Source organism: Novosphingobium rhizosphaerae (assembly GCF_050920675.1).
GTDB lineage: Bacteria > Pseudomonadota > Alphaproteobacteria > Sphingomonadales > Sphingomonadaceae > Novosphingobium > Novosphingobium rhizosphaerae.
In genome coordinates this window covers 2,571,542-2,596,336 of the sequence record NZ_CP137861.1, presented here as the reverse complement: position 1 = coordinate 2,596,336, position 24,795 = coordinate 2,571,542, and the positions used below count along the sequence as shown (strand labels likewise).

The 24,795-nt window shown below is 66.4% G+C and carries 22 protein-coding genes; 11 read left to right on the top strand and 11 right to left on the bottom strand.

Annotated features, from left to right (window positions below; genetic code table 11):
• Positions 1-193 precede the first annotated feature (193 nt).
• A complete protein-coding gene (locus R9J51_RS11875) occupies positions 194-2,608 on the top strand; it encodes a patatin-like protein (protein WP_179504559.1) in 2,415 nt (804 codons plus the stop codon).
• Here R9J51_RS11875 and dnaJ read toward each other — a convergent pair.
• Together dnaJ and dnaK are read right to left on the bottom strand one after the other, a co-directional pair.
• Positions 2,605-3,744 carry a molecular chaperone DnaJ gene (dnaJ, locus tag R9J51_RS11870; protein ID WP_179504558.1) on the bottom strand — a complete coding sequence of 380 codons (1,140 nt, stop codon included), beginning with the start codon at positions 3,742-3,744 and terminating at the stop codon, positions 2,605-2,607. The two genes, R9J51_RS11875 and dnaJ, sit on opposite strands and share 4 nt — an antisense overlap.
• Before the next feature lie 120 nt (positions 3,745-3,864).
• A complete protein-coding gene (gene dnaK, locus R9J51_RS11865) occupies positions 3,865-5,772 on the bottom strand; it encodes a molecular chaperone DnaK (protein WP_169474250.1) in 1,908 nt (635 codons plus the stop codon).
• A 177-nt stretch (positions 5,773-5,949) separates the two neighbouring features.
• On the opposite strand from dnaK, the gene R9J51_RS11860 reads away from it, so the two are divergent.
• Positions 5,950-6,498 (top strand): copper chaperone PCu(A)C, encoded by a 549-nt coding sequence (locus R9J51_RS11860; protein WP_179504557.1) that lies wholly within the window; start codon positions 5,950-5,952, stop codon positions 6,496-6,498.
• 18 nt (positions 6,499-6,516) lie between these two features.
• Positions 6,517-6,966, top strand: a complete 450-nt coding sequence (locus tag R9J51_RS11855) for a vgr related protein (protein WP_179506445.1) — start codon at positions 6,517-6,519, stop codon at positions 6,964-6,966.
• Here the strand turns inward: R9J51_RS11855 and R9J51_RS11850 are convergent, their stop codons facing one another.
• The 3 genes from R9J51_RS11850 to hrcA all read right to left on the bottom strand — a co-directional run bounded on the left by R9J51_RS11850 (position 6,967) and on the right by hrcA (position 9,036).
• The gene (locus tag R9J51_RS11850; RefSeq protein ID WP_179504556.1) at positions 6,967-7,218 is read right to left on the bottom strand and encodes a glycine zipper domain-containing protein; all 252 of its coding nucleotides are present in this window, start codon (positions 7,216-7,218) and stop codon (positions 6,967-6,969) included. It lies immediately after the preceding gene.
• A 172-nt stretch (positions 7,219-7,390) separates the two neighbouring features.
• Positions 7,391-7,963 carry a nucleotide exchange factor GrpE gene (grpE, locus tag R9J51_RS11845; protein WP_179504555.1) on the bottom strand — a complete coding sequence of 191 codons (573 nt, stop codon included), beginning with the start codon at positions 7,961-7,963 and terminating at the stop codon, positions 7,391-7,393.
• Positions 7,960-9,036 (bottom strand): heat-inducible transcriptional repressor HrcA, encoded by a 1,077-nt coding sequence (hrcA, locus tag R9J51_RS11840; RefSeq protein WP_168554648.1) that lies wholly within the window; start codon positions 9,034-9,036, stop codon positions 7,960-7,962. Before hrcA ends, grpE begins: the two co-directional genes overlap by 4 nt.
• 132 nt (positions 9,037-9,168) lie before the next feature.
• Between hrcA and rph the strand changes: the two genes are divergently transcribed.
• The 4 genes from rph (at position 9,169) to R9J51_RS11820 (ending at position 12,719) form a co-directional block, all read left to right on the top strand.
• On the top strand, positions 9,169-9,885 hold the full coding sequence (rph, locus tag R9J51_RS11835) for a ribonuclease PH (protein ID WP_179504554.1): 717 nt from the start codon (positions 9,169-9,171) through the stop codon (positions 9,883-9,885).
• Positions 9,882-10,511, top strand: a complete 630-nt coding sequence (gene rdgB / locus R9J51_RS11830) for an RdgB/HAM1 family non-canonical purine NTP pyrophosphatase (RefSeq protein WP_179504553.1) — start codon at positions 9,882-9,884, stop codon at positions 10,509-10,511. The genes rph and rdgB overlap by 4 nt, the downstream gene beginning before the upstream one ends.
• A 138-nt stretch (positions 10,512-10,649) precedes the next feature.
• Positions 10,650-11,801, top strand: a complete 1,152-nt coding sequence (hemW, locus tag R9J51_RS11825) for a radical SAM family heme chaperone HemW (RefSeq protein WP_179504552.1) — start codon at positions 10,650-10,652, stop codon at positions 11,799-11,801.
• Positions 11,802-11,807: 6 nt separating this feature from the next.
• A complete protein-coding gene (locus tag R9J51_RS11820) occupies positions 11,808-12,719 on the top strand; it encodes a tyrosine recombinase XerC (RefSeq protein ID WP_179504551.1) in 912 nt (303 codons plus the stop codon).
• Between the two features lie 67 nt (positions 12,720-12,786).
• Here R9J51_RS11820 and R9J51_RS11815 read toward each other — a convergent pair whose 3' ends face one another.
• From R9J51_RS11815 to R9J51_RS11805, 3 genes are all read right to left on the bottom strand, one after another.
• Positions 12,787-14,106 (bottom strand): ATP-binding protein, encoded by a 1,320-nt coding sequence (locus R9J51_RS11815; protein ID WP_168555483.1) that lies wholly within the window; start codon positions 14,104-14,106, stop codon positions 12,787-12,789.
• A gap of 118 nt (positions 14,107-14,224) precedes the next feature.
• Positions 14,225-14,899, bottom strand: coding sequence for a response regulator transcription factor (locus tag R9J51_RS11810; RefSeq protein ID WP_168554643.1), 675 nt, complete (start codon positions 14,897-14,899; stop codon positions 14,225-14,227).
• A 127-nt stretch (positions 14,900-15,026) separates the two neighbouring features.
• A complete protein-coding gene (locus R9J51_RS11805) occupies positions 15,027-15,332 on the bottom strand; it encodes a hypothetical protein (RefSeq protein WP_168554642.1) in 306 nt (101 codons plus the stop codon).
• A 104-nt stretch (positions 15,333-15,436) separates the two neighbouring features.
• Here R9J51_RS11805 and R9J51_RS11800 point away from each other — a divergent pair, with 104 nt between their 5' ends.
• Entirely contained in the window at positions 15,437-17,227 is a 1,791-nt protein-coding gene (locus R9J51_RS11800) for an ABC-F family ATP-binding cassette domain-containing protein (RefSeq protein WP_179504550.1), read from the top strand.
• A gap of 136 nt (positions 17,228-17,363) precedes the next feature.
• Positions 17,364-18,083 carry a hypothetical protein gene (locus tag R9J51_RS11795; RefSeq protein WP_179504549.1) on the top strand — a complete coding sequence of 240 codons (720 nt, stop codon included), beginning with the start codon at positions 17,364-17,366 and terminating at the stop codon, positions 18,081-18,083.
• Between the two features lie 45 nt (positions 18,084-18,128).
• On the opposite strand, the gene R9J51_RS11790 is transcribed toward R9J51_RS11795, so the two are convergent.
• On the bottom strand, positions 18,129-19,955 hold the full coding sequence (locus R9J51_RS11790) for a DUF885 domain-containing protein (protein WP_432787409.1): 1,827 nt from the start codon (positions 19,953-19,955) through the stop codon (positions 18,129-18,131).
• Between the two features lie 217 nt (positions 19,956-20,172).
• Here R9J51_RS11790 and R9J51_RS11785 point away from each other — a divergent pair, with 217 nt between their 5' ends.
• The gene (locus R9J51_RS11785; RefSeq protein WP_168554639.1) at positions 20,173-20,745 is read left to right on the top strand and encodes a helix-turn-helix domain-containing protein; all 573 of its coding nucleotides are present in this window, start codon (positions 20,173-20,175) and stop codon (positions 20,743-20,745) included.
• Positions 20,746-20,850: 105 nt separating this feature from the next.
• Complete coding sequence (locus R9J51_RS11780; RefSeq protein WP_169474941.1) at positions 20,851-22,044, top strand: glycosyltransferase; 1,194 nt, start codon at positions 20,851-20,853, stop codon at positions 22,042-22,044.
• 136 nt (positions 22,045-22,180) lie between these two features.
• Here the strand turns inward: R9J51_RS11780 and secF are convergent, their stop codons facing one another.
• Together secF and secD are read right to left on the bottom strand one after the other, a co-directional pair.
• Positions 22,181-23,158, bottom strand: coding sequence for a protein translocase subunit SecF (gene secF / locus R9J51_RS11775; RefSeq protein WP_168554638.1), 978 nt, complete (start codon positions 23,156-23,158; stop codon positions 22,181-22,183).
• A gap of 15 nt (positions 23,159-23,173) precedes the next feature.
• Complete coding sequence (gene secD / locus R9J51_RS11770; RefSeq protein ID WP_168554637.1) at positions 23,174-24,772, bottom strand: protein translocase subunit SecD; 1,599 nt, start codon at positions 24,770-24,772, stop codon at positions 23,174-23,176.
• Between the last annotated feature and the right edge of the window lie 23 nt (positions 24,773-24,795).

Sequence of the window (24,795 nt, the reverse complement as noted above, 5' to 3'; positions counted from 1 at the left end):
GGTATCCCACTGTGCCCGGCATGGGCGCTTCGTTGACTGGCATTGCGTGAACGGGCGTATCGTTAGCAGCGGCATAAGCCCGCGTGGGTAAATTGTCGGTGAATCTGACAAGTCACGGTTAACAACGTCGGCTTGGCTTACAGCCTCTCCTCCCTACTGGCCGAGTGCGTCAATCCCTGCCATGCTGGCGCGCATGCGGCAGAAAGAACTGCGCCTGGCCCTTGTTTCCACCGGCGGCATCAGCCTGGCGGTCTATATGCATGGGGTTACCAAGGAGTTGTGGCACCTCTCGCGCGCGAGTTGCGCGGTGCATGCCAAGGGCCCGCCGATGGTGACGCCCAAGCCCGGCATCGAAGACGTGTGGATGCGGCTGCTCGACACCATCCACGCCCAGCGCGGGCAGCGATTGCGCGTGCTGGTCGACATTCTTTCCGGCGCCAGTGCCGGAGGCATCAACGCGGTGTTTCTGGCCCAGGCCCTGGTCACCGGGCAAAGCCTGGAGCCACTGACCCGGCTGTGGCTGGCGCGGGCCGACAGCGACGTGCTGCTTGATCCCGATGCGCGGCCGTGGGGGCGCTTCGCCAAGTTCTGGGCCCAGCCGCTCGTCTGGGCCGTGCTGCGCTGGCCAGCCCTGCGCCGCAGCGGCGGCGAACTGGCACAGGAAGTGGGGCCTGAAACGCGCGGGGAAGTGCGCCGCAAGGTTTCGCGGCTGATCCGCGCGCGCTGGTTTGCCCCGCCGTTCAGCGGCATCGGCTTTTCCCGCCTGCTGGCCGAGGCACTCGATGCCATGGCGCGCAGCGGCAATGCCGCGCCGCTCTTGCCGCCGGGCCACCCGATCGACCTGATGGTGACGGCCACCGATTTTGCCGGGCACCCTGCCCCGCTGCGGCTCAACAGCCCGCCGGTGGTGGAGGAAAACGAACACCGCCTGGCCATCGGCTTTCGCGCCGAAGCGCGCGCGCATACCGGCGAAGGCCTGGCGCCGGTGCCCGAACTGGTCATGGCCGCGCGCGCGACGGCGAGTTTTCCCGGCGCCTTTCCGCCGCTGACCCTGGCCGAGATCGACATGCTGGCGGCCGAGCGGGGCGAGGCCTGGCCGAGCCGATCGGCTTTCCTGCAGCGCATCATGCCGCAGCGTTGGCGGCGCGGGACGCTGGACCAGGCCGCGCTTGTCGATGGGGCGGTCTTGGTCAACCGGCCGTTTGCGCCCGCGATGGCGGCGCTGGGCAGCCGGCCCTCCCGGCGCGAAGTGGACCGGCGCTTCGTCTATCTCGATCCCGCGCCGCATGCCCCGGCGCAAGGGCCGCAGCCCGCCGCGCCGGTTGGCTTTCTCTCTGCCATCTTTGGCGCGCTTTCCACAATCCCCCGCGAGCAGCCGATCCGCGACAACCTGGAAGCGCTGGAACGGCAATCGCGCGAGCGGCTGCGGCTGCGCGCCATCGTCGATTCGCTGCAGGGCGAGATCGAGGATACCGTGGCGCGCCTGTTCGGCCACACGCTGTTCTTCGATTGGCCCAATCCCAAGCGGCTGATCGGCTGGCGCGCACGGGCGCAGCAGGCCGCCGCCCAGCAGGCCGGCTATGCCTTTCACGGCTATGCCCAGGTCAAGCTGGCGGGAATCGTGGGCGATCTGGCCGAGTTGATCACCCAGGCCCTGCCCGCCGACGACAACGCCGGGGTGGAAGAAGCCCTGTGGCATCACCTGGCGCAGCAGGGGCTGGACAACCTGAGCGCGCGAGGCGGCGGCGCAACCTCCCCGGCCATTGCCTTTTTCCGCGCGCACGACCTGTCATTTCGCATCCGCCGCCTGAAACTGCTGGCCCGGCGGCTGACCACCGATTGGGACGAGGCGGCCGAGATCGCGCCCGCCGCGCGCGAGGCGGCGCGCGACGTGGTCTATCGCGCGCAAGCGCTGTACCAGGCGCGCGCCAGCCTGCACGGGCTGGGCCCCGGCTTTGCCGCCAGCGCCGCCGTGGTGCGCGAAGACCCCGGCGCGGTGCTGGCGGCGATTGCCGCCCGGCGCGATCTGGCGCGGCTGGACGATGAAGTGGATGGCATGTTCGTCCATGCGCTGGGCGCGATGGACAAGGCGCTGCGCCGCCGTTTCCTCCACGCCTACCTGGGCTTTCCGTTTTATGACGTGGCCACGCTGCCGCTGTTCCAGGGCGATGGCCTGGGCGAATTCGATCCGGTCAAAGTGGACCGCATTTCACCCGAAGACGCCACCGCGATCCGCGACGGCGGCACGCGCGCCTGCCTCAAGGGCATTGCCTTCACCCACTTTGGCGCCTTCTTCAGCCGTGCCTGGCGCGAGAACGACTACTTGTGGGGTCGCCTCAACGGCGCAGAGCGGCTGATCGACATGGTCTGCTCCACGCTTGACGTGCCGCTCGATCCCGCGCTGGTGGACGGCTTCAAGCGCGATGCCTTTCTGGCGATCCTGGATGAGGAAGAGCCGAGGTTGCGGGCCGAGCGGGGGTTGGTGCCGGGGATTCGCGGGGAGGTTGAGGCGCGGTTTGCAACGGGGGAGCCAGGGTTCCACCACCCCCCGACCCCCTCCTCTGAAGAGGAGGGGGTCGGGGTAGTGTTGGAGTTTACCCGACCTTAGTCCGTCAGATCGGTCCAGGCGTCCTTGATGCGTTCGAAGAAGCCCTTGGATTGGGGGCATTCCTCGCCGGTTTCGGTGGCCTGGAATTCGCGCAGCAATTCGCGCTGGCGGGCCGAAAGCCGGCTTGGGGTTTCCACCTGGATTTCCACCACGAGATCGCCCGAACCGCGCCCTTGCAGCACGGGCATGCCCGCGCCGCGCTTGCGCAGCTGCTTGCCCGACTGGATGCCGGCGGGAATTTCGATGGTGTGACGGCTGCCGTCGAGGCCGGGGATTTCGATTTCCCCGCCCAGCGCGGCCGTGGTGAAGCTGATCGGCGCGCGCGTCAGCAGCGTGGTGCCGTCGCGTTCGAACACCTTGTGCCGCGCGATGTGCAGGAAGATGTAGAGATCGCCTGCCGGGGCACCATTCGGCCCGGCCTCGCCCTTGCCGGCCAGGCGGATACGGGTGCCGGTATCCACGCCGGCGGGCACGTCCACCGCCAGGGTCTGCGGCATGTCTACCCGGCCTTCGCCGCGGCAATGGCGGCAGGGCTTTTCGATCACTTCGCCGCGCCCGTGGCAGTTGGGGCAGGCGCGTTCGACCATGAAGAAGCCCTGCTGCGCCCGCACCTTGCCATGGCCGCCGCACAAGTTGCAGCGACGGGCAGAGGTACCGGGCGTGGCGCCCGAGCCCTTGCACGGTTCGCACGGCTGCGAGACTTCCACCTTGATTTCGGCGGTCTTGCCATGGAACGCCTCTTCCAGCGTGATTTCCATGTCATAGCGCAAGTCTGCGCCGCGCCGGCTTTGCTGCCGGCCACCGCCGCCGCCAAAGGCGCCGCCGAAGATCGTTTCGAAGATATCGCCGATGTCGCCGAAATCGCCGCCGCCAAAGCCGCCTGCACCGCCGCCGCCGGGGCCGCCCTGCTGGAACGCGGCATGGCCATAGCGATCATAGGCGGCGCGTTTCTGCGGATCAGAGAGGCAGGCATAGGCCTCGTTGATCTGCTTGAACTTGGCCTCGGAATCCTGGCAACCCGGATTCTTGTCCGGGTGGTATTTCATCGCCAGCTTGCGGAAAGCCGTCTTGATGACCTTGTCATCAGCCGTGCGCTCCACTTCCAGCAATTCGTAATAATCGGCTTCGACTGCCATAAGAAAGCCCTCTCCCCACAAGGGGAGAGGGCCTGGGCGAAAGCCATGATTAGGCGTTCCTGGTCCCCTCTCCCCTTCCCCTGCCCGGTATCGGGGCAAGGGAGGGGGTCATGTTGCAGATCAAGCCTTGGTGTCGTCCACTTCCGAGAACTCGGCGTCGACAACGCCATCGTCCTTGGGCGCTTCCGCGCCGGGCGAGGCGGCACCGGCCTGTTCCTTCTCGTAGATCGCCTGGCCCAGCTTCATCGCCTTGTCGGTGAGAGCCTGGGTCTTGGCGGTCATTTCTTCAACATTGCCGCTTTCGATCGCGGTCTTGGCTTCCGCCAGGGCCGCTTCGATTTCGGCCTTGAGGCCAGCGTCAACCTTGTCGCCATGCTCTTCGAGCTGGCGCTCGGTGGCGTGGACCAGGCTTTCGGCGTTGTTCTTGGCCTCGGCCGCTTCGCGACGCTTCTTGTCGTCGGCCGCGAACTTTTCAGCATCGCGCACCATCTGGTCGATATCGGCGTCGGACAGGCCGCCCGATGCCTGGATGCGGATCTGCTGTTCCTTGCCGGTGCCCTTGTCCTTGGCCGAAACGTTGACGATGCCGTTGGCGTCGATGTCGAACGTCACTTCGATCTGCGGCACGCCGCGCCGTGCGGGCGGAATGCCGAGCAGGTCGAACTGGCCCAGCAGCTTGTTGTCCTGCGCCATTTCGCGTTCGCCCTGGAACACGCGGATGGTCACGGCCTGCTGGTTGTCTTCCGCGGTCGAATAGACCTGGCTCTTCTTGGTGGGGATCGTGGTGTTGCGGTCGATCATCTTGGTCATGATGCCGCCCAGCGTTTCGATACCCAGCGAAAGCGGGGTCACGTCGAGCAGCAGCACGTCCTTGACGTCGCCCTGGAGCACGCCGGCCTGGATGGCCGCGCCCATGGCCACGACTTCGTCAGGGTTCACGCCGGTGTGCGGGTCCTTGCCGAAGAAGTCCTTCACCACGTCGCGCACCTTGGGCATGCGGGTCATGCCGCCCACGAGCACCACGTCGTCGATGTCCTTGGCGGTGAGGCCGGCATCGGCCAGCGCCTTGCGGCAGGGTTCGAGCGTGCGATCGATCAGCTTGCCGACCAGCCGCTCAAGATCCGAACGGGTGATGGTTTCCACCAGGTGCAGCGGGGTGGTGCTGCCACCTTCCATGCGCGCGGTGATGAAGGGCAGGTTGATTTCGGTGGTCTGGGCCGAAGACAGCTCGATCTTGGCCTTTTCCGCCGCTTCCTTGAGGCGCTGCAGGGCAAGCTTGTCGCCACGCAGGTCAAGGCCTTCCTTGCTCTTGAACTTGTCCGCCAGGTATTCGACCAGCGCGGTGTCGAAGTCTTCGCCGCCCAGGAACGTATCGCCGTTGGTGGACTTCACTTCGAACACGCCATCGCCGATTTCCAGGATGGAGATGTCGAAGGTGCCGCCGCCAAGGTCGTACACGGCAATGGTCTTGCCGTCCTGCTTGTCGAGGCCATAGGCGAGCGCGGCCGCCGTGGGTTCGTTGATGATGCGCAGCACTTCAAGACCCGCGATCTGGCCGGCATCCTTGGTTGCCTGGCGCTGTGCGTCGTTGAAGTACGCCGGCACGGTAATCACCGCCTGCGTCACGGTTTCGCCGAGGTAGCTTTCGGCGGTTTCCTTCATCTTCTGAAGGGTATAGGCCGAAATCTGCGACGGGCTGTAATCCTGCCCACCGGCCTTGACCCAAGCATCGCCGTTCTTGCCCTTGGTGATCGTGTAGGGCACCAGTTCGGTGTCCTTCTGGGTCAGCGGATCGTCGAAGCGACGGCCGATCAGACGCTTGACCGCGAAGATCGTGTTGTCAGGGTTGGTCACGGCCTGGCGCTTGGCCGGCTGGCCGATCAGGCGCTCGCCGTCCTTGGTGAAGGCCACGATCGAAGGCGTCGTGCGTGCGCCTTCCGAATTCTCGATGACCTTGGGCGTACCCCCATCCATCACCGCGACGCAGCTGTTGGTCGTGCCGAGGTCGATACCAATAACTTTAGCCATGTTTCCCCATATCCTTGCGTGTTGACACCGCTAACTCGGGCGTCCCCCTTGTGGGCAGGCGCCACCTTGGCGGCTCGTTACGGGCGGGATATAGGTGCGCTTGCGCTTGGCACAAGCCCCGCGCGTGCTATGGCTGGCCCACATTTTCACGCTTATCGAAAAGAAGGATCGCCCGCCATGCGCGCACAAGTTCCTGCCCGCCTTGCCTTTGCAACCGTGAGCCTTGGCCTCGCCCTGGCACTGGCTGGCTGCAGCAAGCCTGCGCCGCAGGAAAGCCCGAGCGCGGCGGCAAGCCTCGATGCCACGCCGGAAAACGCACCGGGCACCACGCTGACCGACGCCACCGTGCAACTGCCCGCCGTGGCCGGCAATCCCGGCGTCGCCTATTTCACCGTGGCCCAGGGCAGCGGCCCTGACCGCCAACTGGTGGCGGTGCATGTGGATGGCGCTGGCCGCGCGGAAATGCACGAAAGCGCGATGAAGGATGGCATGATGCAGATGTCACCCCTGCAGACGGTCGCATTGCAATCGGGCAAGAGCGTGGAATTCAAGCCAGGTGGCAACCATGTCATGCTGTTCGACCTTGCGCCCAGCCTCAAGGCGGGCGGCGTGACCGAATTGACGATCACGCTCGACAATGGCGACAAGGCGACGACCAAGGCCAAGGTGGTGGGCCCCGGCGGCGCCGAAGCCGCGGGCGATATGGGACACATGGACCATATGTGAGGGCGGCGCGTGGCGGCGATGCATGCCCGCCCGCTCACGGCCGGGGAAGTGGCGCTGGGGCGCAGCATCTTTCGCGATGCCATAGACTGGCCGCGCGTGGAGTTGCGCCGGCGGCGCTGGTGGCCGTTCCAGAAAACCAACGTGGTCATGGCGCCGGCTGGGCATATTCATTTTCACCCGCGCGCCGATTTCTGGTCAGCCGACTTTTCGCGCGAACGGTTGAGCCTGCAGGGCTTGCTCATCCATGAGCTTTGCCACGTATGGCAATGGCAACAAGGCATTTTCCTGCCTTTGCGGCGGCATCCATTTTGCCGCTATGAGTATCGGCTGGAACCGGGCAAGCGATTTGCCCGCTATGGCCTGGAACAGCAGGCCGAAATCGTGCGCCATGCCTTCTTGTTGCAGCAAGGCGCGCAACTGCCCGATCGGCCGCCCTTGCCGGCCTATCGGGCAGTGCTGCCATTCTGATCAGCAGACGCGGTAGTTGCGCCCGTCGGCGTCGGTCCGCCAGCAGTCCTTCTTGACCTGCGAACCGGCCGCCGCGCCCACCGCGCCGCCGATGGCCGCGCCCGTGCCGATATTGCCGCCGGAAACACCGGCCACCGCCGCGCCAACGCCGGCACCAGCCAAACCACCTTCGCCCGCATAGTTGCGCGCGCACCCGGCCAGCGAAAGCGCCGCCAGAGCCATAGAAGCGGGAATCAGGAACTTCCTACCCATGAGAAATCCTCCATATGCCTCCCGTTGTCACGAGAGGTTACGATGGAGGGGCAGGTTTGGTTCCGTGTTAGCGTGTTGCTGGCAAGCGATATGAGGCCTCGAAACCAAAAGCCCCCACCTTTTCCCAGGCGGGGGCTTTTGTCTGATGCGGGGCCTGGAGCGACCTGTCGGGTCAATCCGGCTTCTTGGCGACCACGACCATCGCCGGGCGCAGCAGGCGGTCCTTGATGGTGTAGCCGGCCTGGAGTTCCTGCACCACGGTGCCGGGTTCATGCTCGGCCGAGGGCACTTCCATCATCGCCTGGTGCTGATGCGGGTCGAGCGGCAGGCCGCGTGCGGCGATGCGGCTGATGCCGTGGTTGCCAAAGACCTTTTCGATCTCGCGGCCAGTGGCCTCAAGCCCGGTCACCAGGTTCTTGAACTTCTCATCCTCGCGCAAGTCAGCCGGGATCGATTCCAGCGCGCGGGCAAGGTTGTCGGCCACCGAAAGGATATCGCGGGCAAAGCTGGTGGCGGCATAGGCGCGCCCGTCGGCAATGTCCTTTTCCATGCGGCGGCGCACGTTCTGGGTTTCGGCCTTGGCGTAAAGCACGTCCTGCTTGGCGACTTCCAGCGATTCGCGCAGGGCGGCCAGTTCGGCCGCATGATCGGCCGAAGGAGCGCCCTGGTCCTTCAGATCATCAGGCACGCCGGCCAGTTCGGCTTCGACTTCGGCGTCATGGGGGCGCGTCTCGTTATCGCTCATTTGCGTGAAAATCCGTCTTGTCCGATAAGTTTGCCCAAGGATTGGGCCGTGAAATCCACCATGGGGACGACGCGCGCATAATTCAACCGCGTTGGGCCGATCACGCCGACCACGCCGACCACCCGGCCTTCGCCATCGCGCCAGGGCGAGGCGATGACCGAGGAACCCGAGAGCGAGAACAGGCGGTTCTCGCTGCCGATGAAAATGCGCGTGGCCTGCGCCTCGCGCGCGGCATCGAGAACGCCGGCAATCGCCTCGGCGCTTTCCAGCTCGTCCAGCAATTGCCGCACGCGCTCGATATCGCCCAGCGCAGTTTCATCGAGCAGGTTGGCCTGACCGCGCACCACCAGGACCGGGCGCTGCGCCGCGTCCATGCTCCACACCGCCAGCCCGCGCTGCACCAGATCCGCGCTCGCCGCATCGAGCGCACTGCGCCCGCCCGCGATCTCGTCGCGAATGGCGCTGACCGCCTCGCCCAGCGTGCGCCCGGCCAGCCGCGCGGTGAGATAGTTGGAAGCCTGATCGAGCACGAACGGCGCGATCGGCGCCGGCAGGTCGATCACGCGGTTCTCGATCGCGCCGTCTTCGGCCACCAGCACGGCCAGCGCCCGCAACGGCGAGAGCGGCACGAAGGAAAGCTGCACCAGGCGCGGTTCGCGGCGGGGCACCATGATCACCGCCGCCCCGGCAGAAAGATCGGAGAGCGCTGTGGTGGCCGCAGCCAAGGCCGCCTCGATCGTGCCGCCGCCCGCGCGGCTGCGTTCCAGCCCGCGCTCGATTTGGGCACGCTCGGCCGCCGAAGGTTCGGCCACTTGCATGATCCCGTCGACGAACAAGCGCAGGCCCATTTCGGTGGGCATGCGTCCGGCGCTGGTATGGGGCGCGGCAAGCAGCCCGGCATCCTGCAGTTCCTGCAGCACCGAGCGGATCGAGGCTGGCGAGAGATTGACGCTGCCACTGCCGGCCAGCGTCTTGGACCCGACGGGTTGGCCCGACGCGATATAGCCTTCCACGACCAGACGGAAAATGTCGCGCGCGCGATTGGACAGTTCGGTGAGCGTGGGACCATGCATACCGCGCCCTTATGTAGAAGCATTGGCCCGGGGCTCAAGGGATTTGCTTGCGGGAGGGATTTGCTTGCGACTGGCCACGCAATCGGCCAAGGCAGCGCCCAATTCAGGCACCCACCATCAAGGAATTTCTACATGCGTCCTTCCGGCCGCGCCGCCGATCAGATGCGGGCGATCACTATCGAGACCAATTTCACCAAGCATGCCGAGGGTTCCGTCCTCATCGGCTTTGGCGATACCAAGGTGTTGGTCACTGCTTCGGTCGAAGAACGCGTGCCGCCCTTCCTGCGCGGCAAGGGCGAAGGCTGGGTGACGGCGGAATATTCGATGCTACCCCGCGCCACCCACACCCGCGGCAGCCGCGAGGCGGCCAAGGGTAAGCAATCGGGCCGCACCCAGGAAATCCAGCGCCTGATCGGCCGCTCCTTGCGCGCCGTGACCGATCTCAAGAAGCTGGGTGAACGCCAGATCACCCTGGATTGCGACGTGATCCAGGCCGATGGCGGCACGCGCACCGCGTCGATTTCCGGCGCCTGGGTGGCGCTGCGCCTGGCGGTGCAGAAGCTGATGGATGCCGGCGCGATTGCCGAGGATCCGCTGACGCGCAAGGTGGCGGCGATTTCCTGCGGCATCGTCAAGGGCACCCCGGTGCTCGACCTGGATTACATCGAAGACAGCTCGGCCGATGCCGACGCCAACTTCGTGCTGATCGAAGGCGGCCATATCGCCGAAGTGCAGGCGACCGCCGAAGGCGCGACCTATGACGAAGAAGCGCTGCTGCGCCTGCTGCGCCTGGCGCGCCTGGGCTGCAACGACATCTTTGCCGCCCAGGAAAAGGCCGTCACGCGGTGACACGCAAGCTCACCCCCGGCAAGCTGGTGATCGCCACGCACAACAAGGGCAAGCTCAAGGAAATGCAGGCCTTGCTGGCGCCCTATGGCATGGAATGCCTGTCGGCCGGGGAACTGGGCCTGCCCGAACCGGAAGAAACCGGCACGACCTTTGCCGAAAACGCGCTGATCAAGGCGCATGCCGCCGCCAAGGCCGCCAACCTTCCCGCGCTGTCGGATGATTCCGGGCTGAGCGTGGCGGCGCTGGGCGGCGCGCCCGGCGTCTATACCGCCGATTGGGCCGAAGCGAGCCCGCTGGAAGGCGGCCCCGGGCGCGATTGGTACATGGCGATGGGCAAAGTGGAGGGCAAGCTGGCCCAGCTTGGCCCCGATGCGCCGCGCGACGCCTGGTTCACCTCGATGCTGGCACTGGCCTGGCCCGATGGCGAGACGCAGACCTTTGAAGGGCGGATCGACGGCACGCTGACCTGGCCGCCGCGCGGCACGCTGGGCTTTGGCTATGACCCGGTGTTCGTGCCGGAGGGTGGGACGCAAACCTTTGCCGAGATCGACCCGGCGCAGAAGAACGCGGTGAGCCATCGCGCGCGGGCCTTTGCCAAGCTGGTCGCCGCGCAGTTTGCGGGGTAGGTTGCTTTAGGGTTCGCACCACCCCCAACCCCCTCCTCTGAAGAGGAGGGGGCTTTGGAAGCCGACTACTCCCCCTCCTCTTCAGAGGAGGGGGTCGGGGGGTGGTGGAAGCCTGAAACAACCCTATCTGGAGTAAAAATGCCCCCACTCGCCCTCTATATCCATTGGCCGTTCTGCCTCGCCAAGTGCCCCTATTGCGACTTCAACAGCCATGTCCGCGCCAAGACCGACATGGCCGCATGGGAAGCCGCCTTGCTGGCCGACATGGCGCACGAGGCGGCGCTGTTGCCAGGGCGGGAGTTGACCTCGATCTTTTTCGGCGGCGGCACGCCCTCGTTGATGCCGCCCGCGCTGGTAGCGCGGTTGATCGAGGCGGCCGGGCAGCACTGGCGCCTGTCCGACAGCATCGAGATCACGCTGGAAGCCAATCCATCCTCGGTCGAAGCGGCCAATTTTGCCGCGCTGGCAGGTGCTGGCATCAACCGCGTGTCGCTTGGGCTCCAGGCGCTGGACGACGAGACGCTGCATTTCCTGGGGCGGCTGCACAATGCCGAAGAGGGACTGGCCGCGCTTGACGTAGCGCAGCGCCATTTCGCGCGGGTGACGTTCGACCTGATCTATGCCCGCCCCGGCCATACGCCCGAAAGCTGGCTGGCCGAACTGGACCGCGCGCTGGCGCTCGGCACCGGTCATATGTCGCTGTACCAGTTGACGATCGAACCCGGCACGCGCTTTGCCACGCTGGTGCGTGAGGGGCGCTTCACCCCGCTGGATGACGATGCCGCCGGCGATCTCTTCGCGCTGACACGCGAGCGGATGAACGCGGCCGGCCTGCCTGCCTATGAAATCAGCAACCACGCCAGGCCGGGCGAGGAAAGCCGCCACAACCTGACCTATTGGCGCTATGGCGACTATGCCGGCATCGGGCCTGGTGCCCACGGCCGGCGGCTGCACACCGCCACGGTGCGCCACAAGAAGCCCGAAAACTATCTGCGCGCCGTGGCGCAGCAAGGCCATGGCCTGGCGCAGGAACGCGCGCTGGGCCGCAGCGAACAGGCCAGCGAAGCGCTGCTTATGGGCCTGCGCCTGGCCGAAGGGGTGGACGTGGGCGCGCTGGCCACCCGGTTCGGCCTGCCCGAAGCGCTGCTGATCGATCCGGCCAAGCGCGCGTTTCACGGCCGCAATGGCCTGCTGCGCGAAACCGGCACCCGGCTGGTGGTGACCGAGGCGGGGATGCCGCTGCTCGATGCCTTGCTGGCCGAACTGGTGCCGGCAGACCTGGTCGCCTGACCGACCATGGAAAGCGCCATCGACAGGGCCAGCCTGCTCATCGCCTGGCACGATCATCTGGCGCTGTCGCTGCGCCGCTCCCCCCACACGGTGCGCGCCTATCACAAGACGGCGGTACGCCTGCTTGACGCCTTGCCGCCCGGTCAGGACTGGGCCAGCCTTGCCCGGCTTGACGCGCCGCGCCTGCGCCAGCACCTGGCTGAGCGGCGGGCCGATGGATTGGTCAACACCTCTGCCGCGCGGGAGCTTTCCGCGCTCAAGGCGTTCCTTGCATTCGCCCGCGCGCAGGCCGGATTGCCCGATGCCGCGCCACCCCGCCTGCGCGGCCCGCGCGTGAAGAAAGGCCTGCCCCGCCCGATCTCGCCAGATGATGCCGTGGCCTTGGCCGAAATGGTTTCGGAAGAGGCCGCGCCGTGGATCGCCGCGCGCGACCGGGCCGTATTGCTGCTGCTCTATGGCGCGGGCCTGCGCATTGCCGAAGCGCTGGCCCTGCCCGCCAGCGTGCTGCCCCTGGGCGAGCGACTGACGGTGACCGGCAAGGGCGGGCGCCAGCGCGTGATCGCCCTGCTGCCCGTGGTGCGCGAGGCGGTGGCCGACTATGCCGGCCAAGTGCCCTGGCCCCTGGCGCGCGACGAACCACTGTTTCGCGGGGCCAAGGGCGGCCCGCTTTCCCCCGGCATGGTGCAGCGCGCGATGGCCCGCGCGCGTGTGGCGTTGGGCCTGCCGGCCACGGCCACACCGCACGCGCTGCGCCACAGCTTTGCCACGCACCTGCTGGGCGCCGGGGCGGACTTGCGCAGTCTGCAGGAACTGCTGGGGCATGCCAGCCTGTCTTCCACGCAGATCTACACGCGGGTGGATGCGGCGACGTTGCTGGATGCCTATCGCAATGCGCATCCGCGGGAGCGTGGAGAGTAGGCGATCCCCCCTCCACCACCCGCTGCGCGGGCGGTCCCCCTCCCCCCGCTTTGCGGAGGGAGGATCTTTATTTCGCGCGGGGCAGGCGTAGCGTGGTGAGGAGGCCGCCGAGGTCTTCGCTTTCCCCCAGCGTCACCGCGCCGCCATAGAGTTCGGCCACGTCGCGCACGATGGCCAGGCCCAGGCCCGTGCCGGGCTTGCCGGTATCGAGCCGGGCTCCGCGGTCAAAGATGCGTTCGCGTTCGGCTTCGGGGATGCCCATGCCGTCATCCTCCACCCAGATGTCGCAGAAGCGGGGATCGGTAAGCACCGCATCGATGGTGATGAACACCGAGCCGCCGCCATACTTGGCCGCATTTTCCACCAGGTTGCCGAGGATTTCGTCAAGGTCCTGGCGCTCGATCGCCACGCCGGCCTCGCGATTGCCATCAAGGTCGAACCGCACCTGGGGATAGAGCCGGGTAACGGCGCGAACCACGGCATCGGCGCTTTCCCACACGGTGGCGCGCGAAAGGCCGGTGGCGCGGCGGCCCACGGCGCGGGCGCGGGCAAGGTGGTGATCAACCTGGCGGCGCATGACCGCCGCTTCGCGGATCACCGTATCGGAAAGATCAGAGGCGTGCGCCGTCGCCGCGTTCATCACCACGGTCAGCGGGGTTTTCAGCGCGTGCGCCAGATTGCCGGCATGGGTGCGCGCTTCTTCGGCCTGCTTTTCCGAATGGGCGAGCAGGAGGTTGATTTCCTCCACCAGCGGCTGGACTTCGAGCGGCAGCGGCTCGTTCACGCGGGCCGCGCCGCCATCGCGCATCGCGGCGATCGCCCGGCGCACGCGGCGCAGCGGGCCAAGCCCGTAGTAGGTCTGCAAGCCGGCCATGATGAACAGGCCCATACCGAGCACCAGGAACGACCAGACCAGGATCGAACGGATGCGGCTGATCTGGGCGTCGAGCTCGCCCCTGCTCGCCGCCACGGAAAATTGCCAGAGCGTGTTGCTGCCCGGCAGGATCACCGAGCGCTCGATCATGCGCAGCCGTTCGCCATTGCCGAACTGGTTGGAATCATAGATGTGCGGCGCGGTATCGACATGGTCGCCGCGCAGCTTGAGCGTGCGGTCCCACAGCGAGCGCGAGGGGAAATCGTCATGCCCCTGCCCCGAAATCTGCCAATAGAGCCCGCTGTTGGGTTCGAGAAAGCGCTGATCGCCCAAGGGCCGGTTGAAGAACACTTCGCCATCGGGGCCGATTTCGGCCGAAGCGACCATGGCGGTGAGCATGTAGCCCAGCTGGTCGTCGAAATTGCGGGTGACGAGGCCGGTCAGCGTGCGATCGAGCGCGATACCGCCGCCCAGCAACAGCACGGTGACCCAGGCAAACGCGATCAGCAGCATGCGCCGCGACAGCGAGCCGGTGTGCTGGCGCCCGCCTGCCGTGGCGGCGGCGGCTTCGGCGCGGTGGCGCCCGAAGCCCAGCCGCAGCAGGAGGCGGGCCAGCCGGTTCACTGGCCTATCAGCCGCGCACGGCTGCCGGATCGTCGAGGCTGTAGCCCAGGCCCCGGATGGTGGTGATCACATCGGCACCCAGCTTCTTGCGGATGCGCGTGACGAACACCTCGATCGTGTTGGAATCGCGGTCGAAATCCTGATCGTAGATATGCTCGATCAGTTCGGTGCGGCTCACCACCTTGCCCTTGTGGTGGAGGAGATAGGACAAAAGCTTGTATTCCTGCGCCGTGAGCTTGACCGGCTCGCCCTTGAGCGTGACGCGGCCCGAACGGGTATCGAGGCGCACGTCGCCCGCGATCAGTTCGGACGAGGAATTGCCCGAAGCGCGGCGAATCAGCGCGCGCAGGCGGGCGATGAGTTCCTCGGTCTGGAAAGGCTTGGCCAGATAGTCATCGGCCCCGGCATCGAGCCCGGCGACCTTGTCCGACCAGCTGTCGCGTGCGGTGAGCACCAGCACAGGGAACTTGCGGCCTTCCTTGCGCCACATGCCCAGCACGGTCAGCCCGTCGATCTCGGGCAGGCCCAGATCGAGGATCACTGCATCATAGTCTTCGGTCGACCCCAGGAAGTGCCCGTCCTCGCCATCGGTGGACAGGTCCACGGCATAGCCGTTCTGTTCGAGCGTGGACTTGAGCTGCCGCCCCAGGGTCGGTTCGTCCTCGACGATCAGGATACGCATGGCAATTGGCCCCTTCTGGCGCAGCCGGCAAACCGGGCAGCGCACACGTGCTTGGATGGTGGCTAGATGACGGCAGGAACCTGAACGGTCAAGAAACGGTTCCCGCTCCCTGCCGTTTCCCCGCCATTCAGCGCGATTCGCCCATCACCTGGCCGGTGCGGCCATCGACATCGACGAACACCACGCGGCCTTCGCGAATGAACTTGAGGCGATAGGCGCGCGCCTGCGGATCGTATTCCGGGCCAAGGTATTGCGCGCCGCGCATCATGGGTAGCACCCGCGCCTCGATCTCGCGCAGGGAGCGGACATGGCCGGCCGCCAGATCCTGGCGGGCACGGTCCTGTTCGTTGCGAATCTGGGCCAACGCCGGCGGCGCAGTGGCAGCCAGCGCCAGCACACTGGCGGCAGCAAGAAGAAGGCGGCGGAGCATCATCACTTCTTCTGCCTGCAACAATCCTATTGAACAAGTTGTGAATAGCGCGGTTTCGGCAGGTTCAGGTGGACCTGTGGCAGATGGGCCGCTAAGCGCAGCCCCCTATGGCAGCACCGATTTTGAGTTGGGAAGGGCTGGGCCTGCATCAAGGCACCGGCTGGCTTTTCCAGGACCTGGACATCCAGATCGCCCCGCGTGACCGGCTCGCCCTGATCGGGCGCAACGGCGCGGGCAAGAGCACCCTGCTCAAGCTGATTGCCGGCACGATCGATGCCGACAAGGGCAAGCGTTCGGTGCAGCCCGGCGCGCGCGTGGTGACGCTGGAACAGGACCCGTTCTTCAAGGGCTTTGCTAGCCTACGCGATTTCGCGCTGCACGGGTCCGATGCCCCCGAAACCCACGAAGTGGAAGCCATTGCCGACCAGCTCGGCATCGACCTCTCGCGCCAGGCCGACAGCGCTTCGGGCGGGGAGCGGCGCCGCGCGGCGCTGGCCCGCGCGCTGGCACAAGACCCTGACGTGCTGCTGCTCGACGAGCCGACCAACCACCTCGACCTCGCCGCGATCGAATGGCTGGAAGACTGGCTGCAACGCTTCAACGGCGCCTTCGTGGTGATCAGCCACGACCGAACCTTCCTGACGCGGCTGACGCGGGCCACGCTGTGGCTCGACCGGGGCAGCCTGCGCCGCAAGGAAGTGGGCTTTGGCGGCTATGACGCCTGGATGGAGCAGGTCCATGCCGAGGAAGCGCGCGCGGCCGACAAGCTCGATGCCAAGCTCAAGATCGAGGAACACTGGCTGCACCGCGGGGTGACCGCGCGGCGCAAGCGCAATATGGGCCGGCTGGAAAAGCTGCACGAAATGCGCGCCGAACGCGCGGCGATGACCGGGCCGCAGGGCGCCGCCAAGCTGGCCATCGCCAGCGACGACAGCAAGACCAAGTCAGTGATCGTGGCCGACCACGTGACCAAGCGTTTTGGCGAGCGGACGATCATCAAGGACTTTTCGCTGCGCATCCAGCGCGGCGATCGCATCGGCCTGGTCGGCTCCAACGGCGCGGGCAAGACCACGCTGCTGAAAATCCTGACCGGCGAACTGGTGCCCGACGAAGGCACCATCACGTTGGCCCAGACGCTGAGCGAGGTGGTGATCGACCAGCAGCGCAGCCTGATGGCGCCGGAAAAACGCGTGCGCGACGTGCTGGCCGAAGGCGGCGACTGGATCGACGTGCGCGGGGTCCGCAAGCATATCCACGGCTATCTGAAAGACTTCCTGTTCGATCCCGGCCTGGTGGAAGCGCGCGTGGGCACGCTTTCGGGCGGCGAACGCTCGCGCCTTTTGCTGGCGCGCGAATTTGCCCGCACGTCGAACCTGCTGGTGCTCGACGAGCCGACCAACGACCTTGACCTGGAAACGCTGGACCTGTTGCAGGAAGTGATCGGCGATTACGACGGCACCGTGCTGATCGTGAGCCACGACCGCGACTTCCTCGATCGCACGGTCAACATCACCCTGGGCATGGACGGTTCGGGCAAGGTTGATATCGTGGTTGGCGGCTATGCCGACTGGGAACGCCAGCGCAAGGCGCGCCTGGCGGCCCAGCCCAAGGTGGGCGCCAGCAAGGCGGCCGAGGCCGCACCGCCGCCCCCTCCCCCGCCGGCGCGCAAAGCCAAGCTGACCTACAAGGACCAGCGCGACTACGAATTGCTGCCCAAGCGGATCGAGGAACTGGACGCGGCCATCACGCGCGACGAGGCCGCGCTTGCCGATCCCGCGCTCTACACCCGCGATCCCAAGCGCTTTGCCGCGCTGACCGACGCGATTGCCAAGGCGCGCGCCGAAAAGGAAGCGGCCGAGGAGCGCTGGCTGGAACTGGCCGAGCAGGCCGAGGGCTGAAACAAAGCGCAATTGTGATGAAGCAATGGTTTGCTTTGCCCGCTCGCGGCATAAGCAGCCAGGACTATTCCCCCGGCAAGGCGATGGGAGACAATCGCGGTTAGAGTGGCAGGGTATCCACAGGGGAACCCCGCCGATGTCCACCATATCCGCCCTTTCCACCGCCGGCGCCAGCCAGCGCCCCTCTCCGCGCAGCCGGATGGATGAAGACATCACCGCCGCCGTCAAGGCCGGCGTGCTGAGCCAGACCGACGCCAGCGCGATCGAGACGGCGCTCGACAAGATCGACAGTTCGCTGCAATCAGGCGCCAGCAACCAGACCGGCACGACGCTCGATCCCAAGCAGATGAAGGATCGGGTCAACGGGTTGATCGACCAGCAAGTCAAGGATGGCACGCTGAGCCAGGACCAGGCCGATGAACTGAAAGCGTTTTTTGCCGGAGGGCCGGGCGGCCAGGATGGCAACCAGGCCGATGGCACTGCCTCGGCGCCCACAGCGGAGAGCGGATCGTCCGCACCGGCCGGTGGCCCGCGCGGCGGCGGCGCTGGCGGGGCCGACAGCAGCAGCACCGATACCACCACCGACAGCGACGGCGATGGCATTCCCGACTACATCGATGCCCAGCCCACGGTCTATAATGTCAGCGACACGTCGACAGTGTCGAGCACCAGCAGCGGCAGCAGCACCGGCGGCCAGGACAGCGACAGTGACGGCGCTGGCGACGGTAAGCTGTCCGCGCTCAAGGCGTTCCTGCACAACCTGCGCCAGGGACAGGACCAGGATACCTATGCCGTGGGCGGCCAAAGCCAGGCCGGCAATGGCGCCAGCGGCCAGATCGTCAACCAATTTGCCTGAAGCCGTGGCGGGGGCAGCACCGGCCACCCCCGCCACGATCCGGGATCAGGCGCTGCGCAGGCGCTCGGCAATGCGCTCATCAATCCGCGCTTCCAGCATGGAAAGCGGCATCGAGCCTTCCTTGAGCACGGCGTGGAACCAGGGCAGGCTGAACTTGTCGCCCAGCGCAGCCTGCGCCTTCTTGCGATTGGCGACCCAGGCGGTGTGGCCGATCTTGTAGCTGCAGGCCTGGCCGATCATCGTGCAATAGCGCTCGATCTCGCGCTGGCTGCGCCCCTGGGTGAAGCCGGTCTTCTCCACCATGTAGGCCGTCGCCTTTTCACGGCTCCAGCGATAGTGGTGAATGCCGGTGTCCACCACCAGGCGCACGGCGCGGAACAGGAACGACTGGAGATAGCCGGCGCGCTCGATCCCTTCGTAGCCGCCCAGCTCGTCGCCCAGCTGCTCGGCATAGAGCGCCCAACCCTCGCCATAGGCGGAGATGAAGTAGTCGCGCAGGATCCACGGAAGCTGCCCGCCGCCCTGGGCATAGCCACCCTGGAGATGGTGACCGGGAATGCCTTCGTGATAGGTGAGCGAGGGCAGCGTGTATTTCGGCCAATCGTTCACCGATTTGAGGTTGATCCAGTAGATCGCCGGGCGCGAGCCATCGAGCGGCGCGCTGTTGTAATAGCCATTGGGCGCGCCATCCTGGATCTCGGTGGGCACGGCGCGGATCACCAGCGGGTCGTTGGGAATATCGGCAAAGGCGCGCGGCAGTTTCGCCCGCATCGCGGCGACGCCCTTGTTCAACCCGGCGATCAGGTCGGTACGGCCCTGAGCGGTATCGGGATAGAGCTGGTCGCTTGCGCGGTTGAGCGCGGCCAGGCGTTGCCCCACGGTGCCGGTGGTGTGGCCGGCGGCCTTGAGCACTTCATCAAGCTGGGCCGTGATATCGGCCACCTGGTCCAGCCCCATCTTGTGCACCGCTTCGGGGCTGAGCGTGGTGGTGGTGGCGCTGGCCAGCGCGGCGGCGTAGATGTCATCGCCGCGCTTGAGGCGCCACACCCCGTCGCCCGGCGCAGACTTGCCACGCAAGCGCCGGTGCAAGGCGATCTGCCGGTCGAGCGCGGGATAGACCTTGTCCTTGACGATCGCCGTGGCACTGGCCTGCCAATCGCCGCCCAGGCCCTTTTCGCGCGTGCGGCGAACCAGCGAGGTGACCAGCCCGCTTTCACCCGGCGCGGGGCTGCGCAGCTTGCCCATCTGGCCGAGCGCGAGATCGATTGCCCAGGCCGGAGCGATGCGGCCAAGGCCAGCCTGGCGCGCGACTTCGGTGGTCTGGTCGTCGAGCACCAGGGCGAAGGCGGCCAGGCGATCGAGATAGGCATGCGCATCGTCGAGCGTTTCGATCGGATGCTGGTTGTCGAGGAAATCGGGCACCGAGAAATAGGCGCCGCGCTGCTGGTCGACGGTGAACGGGGTCTGCGGATCGTCGATATCGAACGGCGCGCCGGCCAATTGCTCACCCAACCGGTGCAGGACGATAGCGCGATTGCGCTTGCCGGCGGTGCTCAAGCCCGCCGGATCGACCGCCGAAACGGCAGCCCGGGCATCGCGGTAAAACGCCAGGCTCGCTTCGCGCGCGCCAGCCCCGGCGCCATCGAGGCGGTGGCGCAGCGCGGCGCGTGGCCCGTTATCGAGCCCCAGGCCTGTGGCGCGTTCCGGCTCGATCAGCAGGCTCGACCAGAAAATGCGGTCTAGCAGGGATACAAATGCTGTGTCATCAGTATCTTGCGCAAAGGCCGCGGTTGGCAGGCCGGAGAGCCAGGTTCCGGCCATGGCCCCGCCCGTCAGCGAAAGGAAAGCGCGTCGTTCCAAACCGTGCATCATCAAATGGGTCGCTCCCCGGTATGATTGTTTCAGATGCGACGAGGTGCCACGGGGCCCATCCGGCGACAATGAAAATGTACCGGCGATCGACCAAATCGCGATTTCGATCGACGAATGACAATCCACGCGAACAATTATGCAAGGATGCTTGCCCTGCCATGCAAATTACGGGTAAGAAAGAACAAGACCTGATGCCTGTAGCTGTGGGCCTTCCCCGATGATCAACCGCATTCGCGAAATTCGCAGGCAAAAGGGGCTCACGCTGGCCGATGTGGCCGCGCGTTGCGCGCCGCCGACCACGGCGCAGACCATTGGTCGCCTGGAAACCGGCACGCGCTCTCTCTCGCTCAAATGGATGAACCGCATTGGCGCGGCGCTGGGCATCGATCCCGAGCTGTTGGTTCGCGCCGGAGACGACAGCCAGGCCCAGTTGGTGGCGCGGCTGACGCCTGCGGGAACCGAGCCACTTGCCAGCCCCGTTCCTGCCCAACTGCCCGACACGCTGCTGGGCCGCGAAGGGTTGCTGGCCCTCGCCGTGGAAGCCAGCGCCGGCGATTGGCGTGCGGGCGACCAGGTGTGGTTGCGCCGGCTTGACGCGGCCGACATCGGGCGCGGGCTCAACCGCGACATCCTGGCCCCCCGGCCGGGCGGGCGCTTTGCCTTTGGCCGCATGATCGACCATCGCGACGGGCGCGTGGCGCTGTTGCCGCCGGGTCCGGGCCAGCGCCAACTGGTGATCGATCGCCCGGCGTGGATCGCCGTCGCCGAGGTGCTGGTGCGCACGCTCTGATCGACGAGCATTCCCGGCGCAACGGCAGATCGGCTTCGTTTTGCCCGATCCGACACGCACGCCCTCGCACTTGCAGCATTTTCACGCTAGGTCTGGGGTATGACGTTGCGCCTGCTTAGCCTGTCCACCCTCTATCCCGCCTCGATCAGGCCGGGATTCGGGCGTTTCGTGGCCCGCCAGATGGAAGCGCTGGCGGCGCGGCCGGACTGGGAAGTGACGGTGATCAACCCGATCGGCCTGCCGCCCTTGCCCGGCCTGCTGCTGCCGCGCAGCTATGCCCAGTTGCGCACGATTCCCCCGATGGAGCGGCGCAGCGGCGTGCCGGTCTATCACCCGCGCTTTCCGCTGGTGCCGGCGCTTTCGGGCCGCTTCAACCCGGCGCTGATCGCGCGCGCAGTCCTGCCGCTGGTACGGCGGCTCCATGCCGAGCAGCCGTTCGACATGGTGGACGCGCAGTTCTTCTACCCCGATGGGCCCGCCGCGGCGCGGATTGCCCGCGCATTGGGCCTGCCGTTTGCGATCAAGGCGCGCGGTTCCGACATCCATGTGTGGGGCAAGCGCCCTGCAGCCCTGCGCCAGATGGCATCGGCCGCGCAGGGCGCAGGCGCGCTGCTCAGCGTGTCGCAGGCCCTGGCCGACGACATGGCCGACCTGGGCCTTCCCGAAGACAAGATCACGGTGCACTATACCGGGCTCGATCGTGGGCGATTCCATCCCCGCCCTCGCGCGGCGGCACGCGCGATCCTGACCGAACGCTTTCACCTACCGCCGGCCGGGCCGCTGGTTGCCTGCGTGGGCGCGCTGATCGGCATCAAGGGCCAGGCGCTGGCAATCCGCGCCCTGGCCGAGCCGGGCATGGAAGGCATTGCCCTGGCCCTGGCCGGCACCGGCCCCGATGAAGCAGCCTTGCGCGCGCTGACGCGCCAGCTCGACGTGGCACACCGCGTCTATTTCCTGGGCGGACTGGGCCACGATTTCATCCCCGTGCTGATGGCGGGGGCTAGCGCGGTGGTCTTGCCATCCGAGCGCGAGGGACTGGCCAACGTGTGGATCGAGGCGCTGGCCTGCGGCACCCCGCTGGTTATCCCCGATATCGGTGGAGCGCGCGAAGTGGTGACGGCGCCGGCTGCGGGCCGCATCGCCGCGCGCGAACCGGCAGCGATCGCCCGCGCGCTGGCCGCGCTGATTGCCCAGCCCAGCGCACCCGAAGCGGTGGCAGCCTGCGCCGCGCGGTTCAGCTGGGAAACCAATGCGGCGGCGCTGGCAGGGGTTTATGAGAAGGTTGTGAGGGGCGGATAAGCGTTGCGCGAGGCTTCCACCACCCCCTAGCCCCCTCCTCTGAAGAGGAGGGGGAACCAAGCCGTGCACAAAAAAGCCCCCTCCTCTCTAGAGGAGGGGGTTGGGGGTGGTGCGAGGCTGGCGCAACCGGGACCGATCAAGCCCCGTCGCGCGCCAGGCGTTCCTGCTTTTCGAGCGCGGTTTCGGTGGGCACGAAGCTCTTGGGATTGACCTTGAGCCAGATGAGAATCGGCGCGGCCATGTAGATCGAGCTGTAGGTCCCCACGAAAATGCCCAGCGTGATCGCGGCGGTAAAGCCAAAGATCACTTCCGGCCCGAAGGCCAGCAGCGCCACCAGGGTGATCAGCATCGACAGCGACGTGACGATGGTGCGCGCCAGGGTTTCGTTGACCGAGAGATCGAGCAGCTCGGGCAGCGGCATCTTGCGATACTTCTTGAGGTTTTCGCGCACGCGATCGTAGACCACGATCGTGTCGTTGAGCGAATAGCCGATCAGCGTGAGCAAGGCTGCCACGATGTTGAGATCGAATTCCATCTGCGTCAGCGCGAACATGCCGAGCGTGAGCGTCACGTCGTGCACCAGGCTGAACAGCGCGCCGATGCCGAACTGCCATTCGAAGCGCAGCCAGATATAGGCCGCCACCGCCAGCGCGGCGAGGCCAAGCGCCTGGAATGCGTCCCAGCCGAGTTCCTTGGACACCTTGCCCGAAACCGAATCGATCCCGTCGATGCGGGCATCGGCGTAGTGCCCCTTGATATCGGCGGTGATGGTACGGGCCATCTTGTCCGACAGCGCGGGATCGTGGTCCGCACCGCTGGGCAGCTTCATGCGGATCGAGATCTCGTTGGGCTTGCCGTAGCGCTGGATGATCGGTTCGCCATAGCCCAGCTTGGTCACTTCCTCGCGCAGGTCGGCCACGGGCGCTTCGGCGCTGCGTTCGAACGTCACGCGGATCATCTGGCCACCGACGAAATCGACGCCCAGGTTAAGGCCCTTGGTGAACACCAGCCCCAGCGAGGCCGCCATCAGCAGCAGGCTGCCGATGTAGAACGGCAGGCGCCACTTGAGGAAGTGGATGTTGGTGTTGTCGGGAACGAGCTTCAAGAGTTTCATGGTCTGCGCTCCCCTTTACAGATTGAGATCGGACGGGCGGGCGCGGCGCAGCCATTGCGCCACCCACATGCGGGTGAGCCACATCGAGGTATAGACCGACGTGACGATGCCGATGATCAGCACCACGGCGAAACCCTTGATCGGGCCGGTGCCGAAGCCCGCCATCAGCACGGCGGCGATGACGTTGGTGACGTTGGCATCGAAAATGGCGCGGCTGGCTTCCTTGTAGCCGGTTTCGACGGCCGCCACCACGCGTCGGCCACGATGGCGTTCCTCGCGGATGCGTTCGTTGATCAGCACGTTGGCATCGACCGCGGCACCGATCGTCAACACGAAGCCGGCAATGCCCGGCAGCGTCAACGTGGCCCCGATCGTGGCCATCACGCCCAGGATCATCAGCATGTTCATGACCAGCGCGATGCAGGCATAGACGCCGAAGCGGCCATAAGTGGCGATGATGAACACCACCAGCGCCAGCGTGCCCACGGTCATCGCGATCACGCCCTTGCGGATCGAATCGGCGCCCAGGTCTGGCCCGACGGTGCGTTCTTCCACCACCTTGAGGTCCACCGGCAAGGCGCCCGAGCGCAGCGCGATGGCCAGCTGGCCCGCGCTTTCGGTGGTGAAGTGGCCCGAAATCTGGGCGCTGCCACCCAGGATCGGCTCGTTGATATTGGGCGCAGACAGCACCTTGCCATCGAGGATGATGGCAAAGGGCTTGCCCACGTTCTGCGTGGTCAGCTTGGCAAACTTGGCGCCGCCTTCGGTGTTGAACGTGATGCTCACCACCGGTTCGTTGGTCTGCGGGTTGTTGCCGGTCTGCGCGTTGGTCAGTTCATCGCCGCGAATCCCGCCCAGCCGCTTGACCGCGATCGGCGCACCCATCTTGGGATCGGCGTAAGGCACGATCTGGCTGCCCACCGGGGCAATGCCGCGCGCCACGTCGGATGGCAGGGCGCTCTGGTCCACCAGCTTGAATTCCAGCTTGGCCGTCTGGCCCAGCAGGTTCTTGAGCTGCTGCGGGTCTTGCAGGCCGGGCACCTGCACCACGATGCGCTGCGCGCCCTGGCGCAGGATCGTGGGTTCCTTGGTGCCCAGGCCGTCGATGCGCTTGCGCACCACTTCCACCGCGGTGTCCATCGCCTGCGTCACCGCCTGGTCGATGCCTTCCTGGGTGGGGGTAAGGACAAAGCGGTTGCCGTCCACCACCTGGATGTTCCAGTCGCGCTGGCCGGTCAGCCCGGCGCCCGAGGTGAGCGGCAGGATCGCCTCGCGCACGGCGTCCACCTTGGTGACATCGTCGACCAGGAAGGTGAGGCTGCCGTTGTTGTTGCTGATGTCGCTGATGCGGATCGTCGCATCGGTCGTCTTCAGCTTGTTGCGAACGGATTCGTCCATGCCTTCCAGCCGCTGCTGGCGCACTTGCGACGGATCAGCCTCGAGCAGGATGTGGCTACCGCCGGCCAGGTCCAGGCCCAGGTTGATCTTGGGCGAAGGCAGGGCCGCGGGCCAGTTGAGGCCGGAGACCGAAAACAGCGAAGGCAGCGATGCAAGCGCGACCAGAATGGTCACCCCCCATAGCATCAGCACCTTCCAGCGCGGGAAATCGAGCATGATCGGACTTTCGGAAAGTCTAT

What these genes read in the sequence shown, in the direction of transcription:
- R9J51_RS11875 (WP_179504559.1), top strand. Translation starts at nt 194, where the DNA reads ATGCGGCAGAAAGAACTGCGCCTGGCCCTTGTTTCCACCGGCGGCATC.
- dnaJ (WP_179504558.1), bottom strand. Translation starts at nt 3,744, where the DNA reads ATGGCAGTCGAAGCCGATTATTACGAATTGCTGGAAGTGGAGCGCACG.
- dnaK (WP_169474250.1), bottom strand. Translation starts at nt 5,772, where the DNA reads ATGGCTAAAGTTATTGGTATCGACCTCGGCACGACCAACAGCTGCGTC.
- R9J51_RS11860 (WP_179504557.1), top strand. Translation starts at nt 5,950, where the DNA reads ATGCGCGCACAAGTTCCTGCCCGCCTTGCCTTTGCAACCGTGAGCCTT.
- R9J51_RS11855 (WP_179506445.1), top strand. Translation starts at nt 6,517, where the DNA reads ATGCATGCCCGCCCGCTCACGGCCGGGGAAGTGGCGCTGGGGCGCAGC.
- R9J51_RS11850 (WP_179504556.1), bottom strand. Translation starts at nt 7,218, where the DNA reads ATGGGTAGGAAGTTCCTGATTCCCGCTTCTATGGCTCTGGCGGCGCTT.
- grpE (WP_179504555.1), bottom strand. Translation starts at nt 7,963, where the DNA reads ATGAGCGATAACGAGACGCGCCCCCATGACGCCGAAGTCGAAGCCGAA.
- hrcA (WP_168554648.1), bottom strand. Translation starts at nt 9,036, where the DNA reads ATGCATGGTCCCACGCTCACCGAACTGTCCAATCGCGCGCGCGACATT.
- rph (WP_179504554.1), top strand. Translation starts at nt 9,169, where the DNA reads ATGCGTCCTTCCGGCCGCGCCGCCGATCAGATGCGGGCGATCACTATC.
- hemW (WP_179504552.1), top strand. Translation starts at nt 10,650, where the DNA reads ATGCCCCCACTCGCCCTCTATATCCATTGGCCGTTCTGCCTCGCCAAG.
- R9J51_RS11820 (WP_179504551.1), top strand. Translation starts at nt 11,808, where the DNA reads ATGGAAAGCGCCATCGACAGGGCCAGCCTGCTCATCGCCTGGCACGAT.
- R9J51_RS11815 (WP_168555483.1), bottom strand. Translation starts at nt 14,106, where the DNA reads ATGCTGCTGATCGCGTTTGCCTGGGTCACCGTGCTGTTGCTGGGCGGC.
- R9J51_RS11810 (WP_168554643.1), bottom strand. Translation starts at nt 14,899, where the DNA reads ATGCGTATCCTGATCGTCGAGGACGAACCGACCCTGGGGCGGCAGCTC.
- R9J51_RS11805 (WP_168554642.1), bottom strand. Translation starts at nt 15,332, where the DNA reads ATGATGCTCCGCCGCCTTCTTCTTGCTGCCGCCAGTGTGCTGGCGCTG.
- R9J51_RS11800 (WP_179504550.1), top strand. Translation starts at nt 15,437, where the DNA reads ATGGCAGCACCGATTTTGAGTTGGGAAGGGCTGGGCCTGCATCAAGGC.
- R9J51_RS11795 (WP_179504549.1), top strand. Translation starts at nt 17,364, where the DNA reads ATGTCCACCATATCCGCCCTTTCCACCGCCGGCGCCAGCCAGCGCCCC.
- R9J51_RS11790 (WP_432787409.1), bottom strand. Translation starts at nt 19,955, where the DNA reads ATGATGCACGGTTTGGAACGACGCGCTTTCCTTTCGCTGACGGGCGGG.
- R9J51_RS11785 (WP_168554639.1), top strand. Translation starts at nt 20,173, where the DNA reads ATGATCAACCGCATTCGCGAAATTCGCAGGCAAAAGGGGCTCACGCTG.
- secF (WP_168554638.1), bottom strand. Translation starts at nt 23,158, where the DNA reads ATGAAACTCTTGAAGCTCGTTCCCGACAACACCAACATCCACTTCCTC.
- secD (WP_168554637.1), bottom strand. Translation starts at nt 24,772, where the DNA reads ATGCTCGATTTCCCGCGCTGGAAGGTGCTGATGCTATGGGGGGTGACC.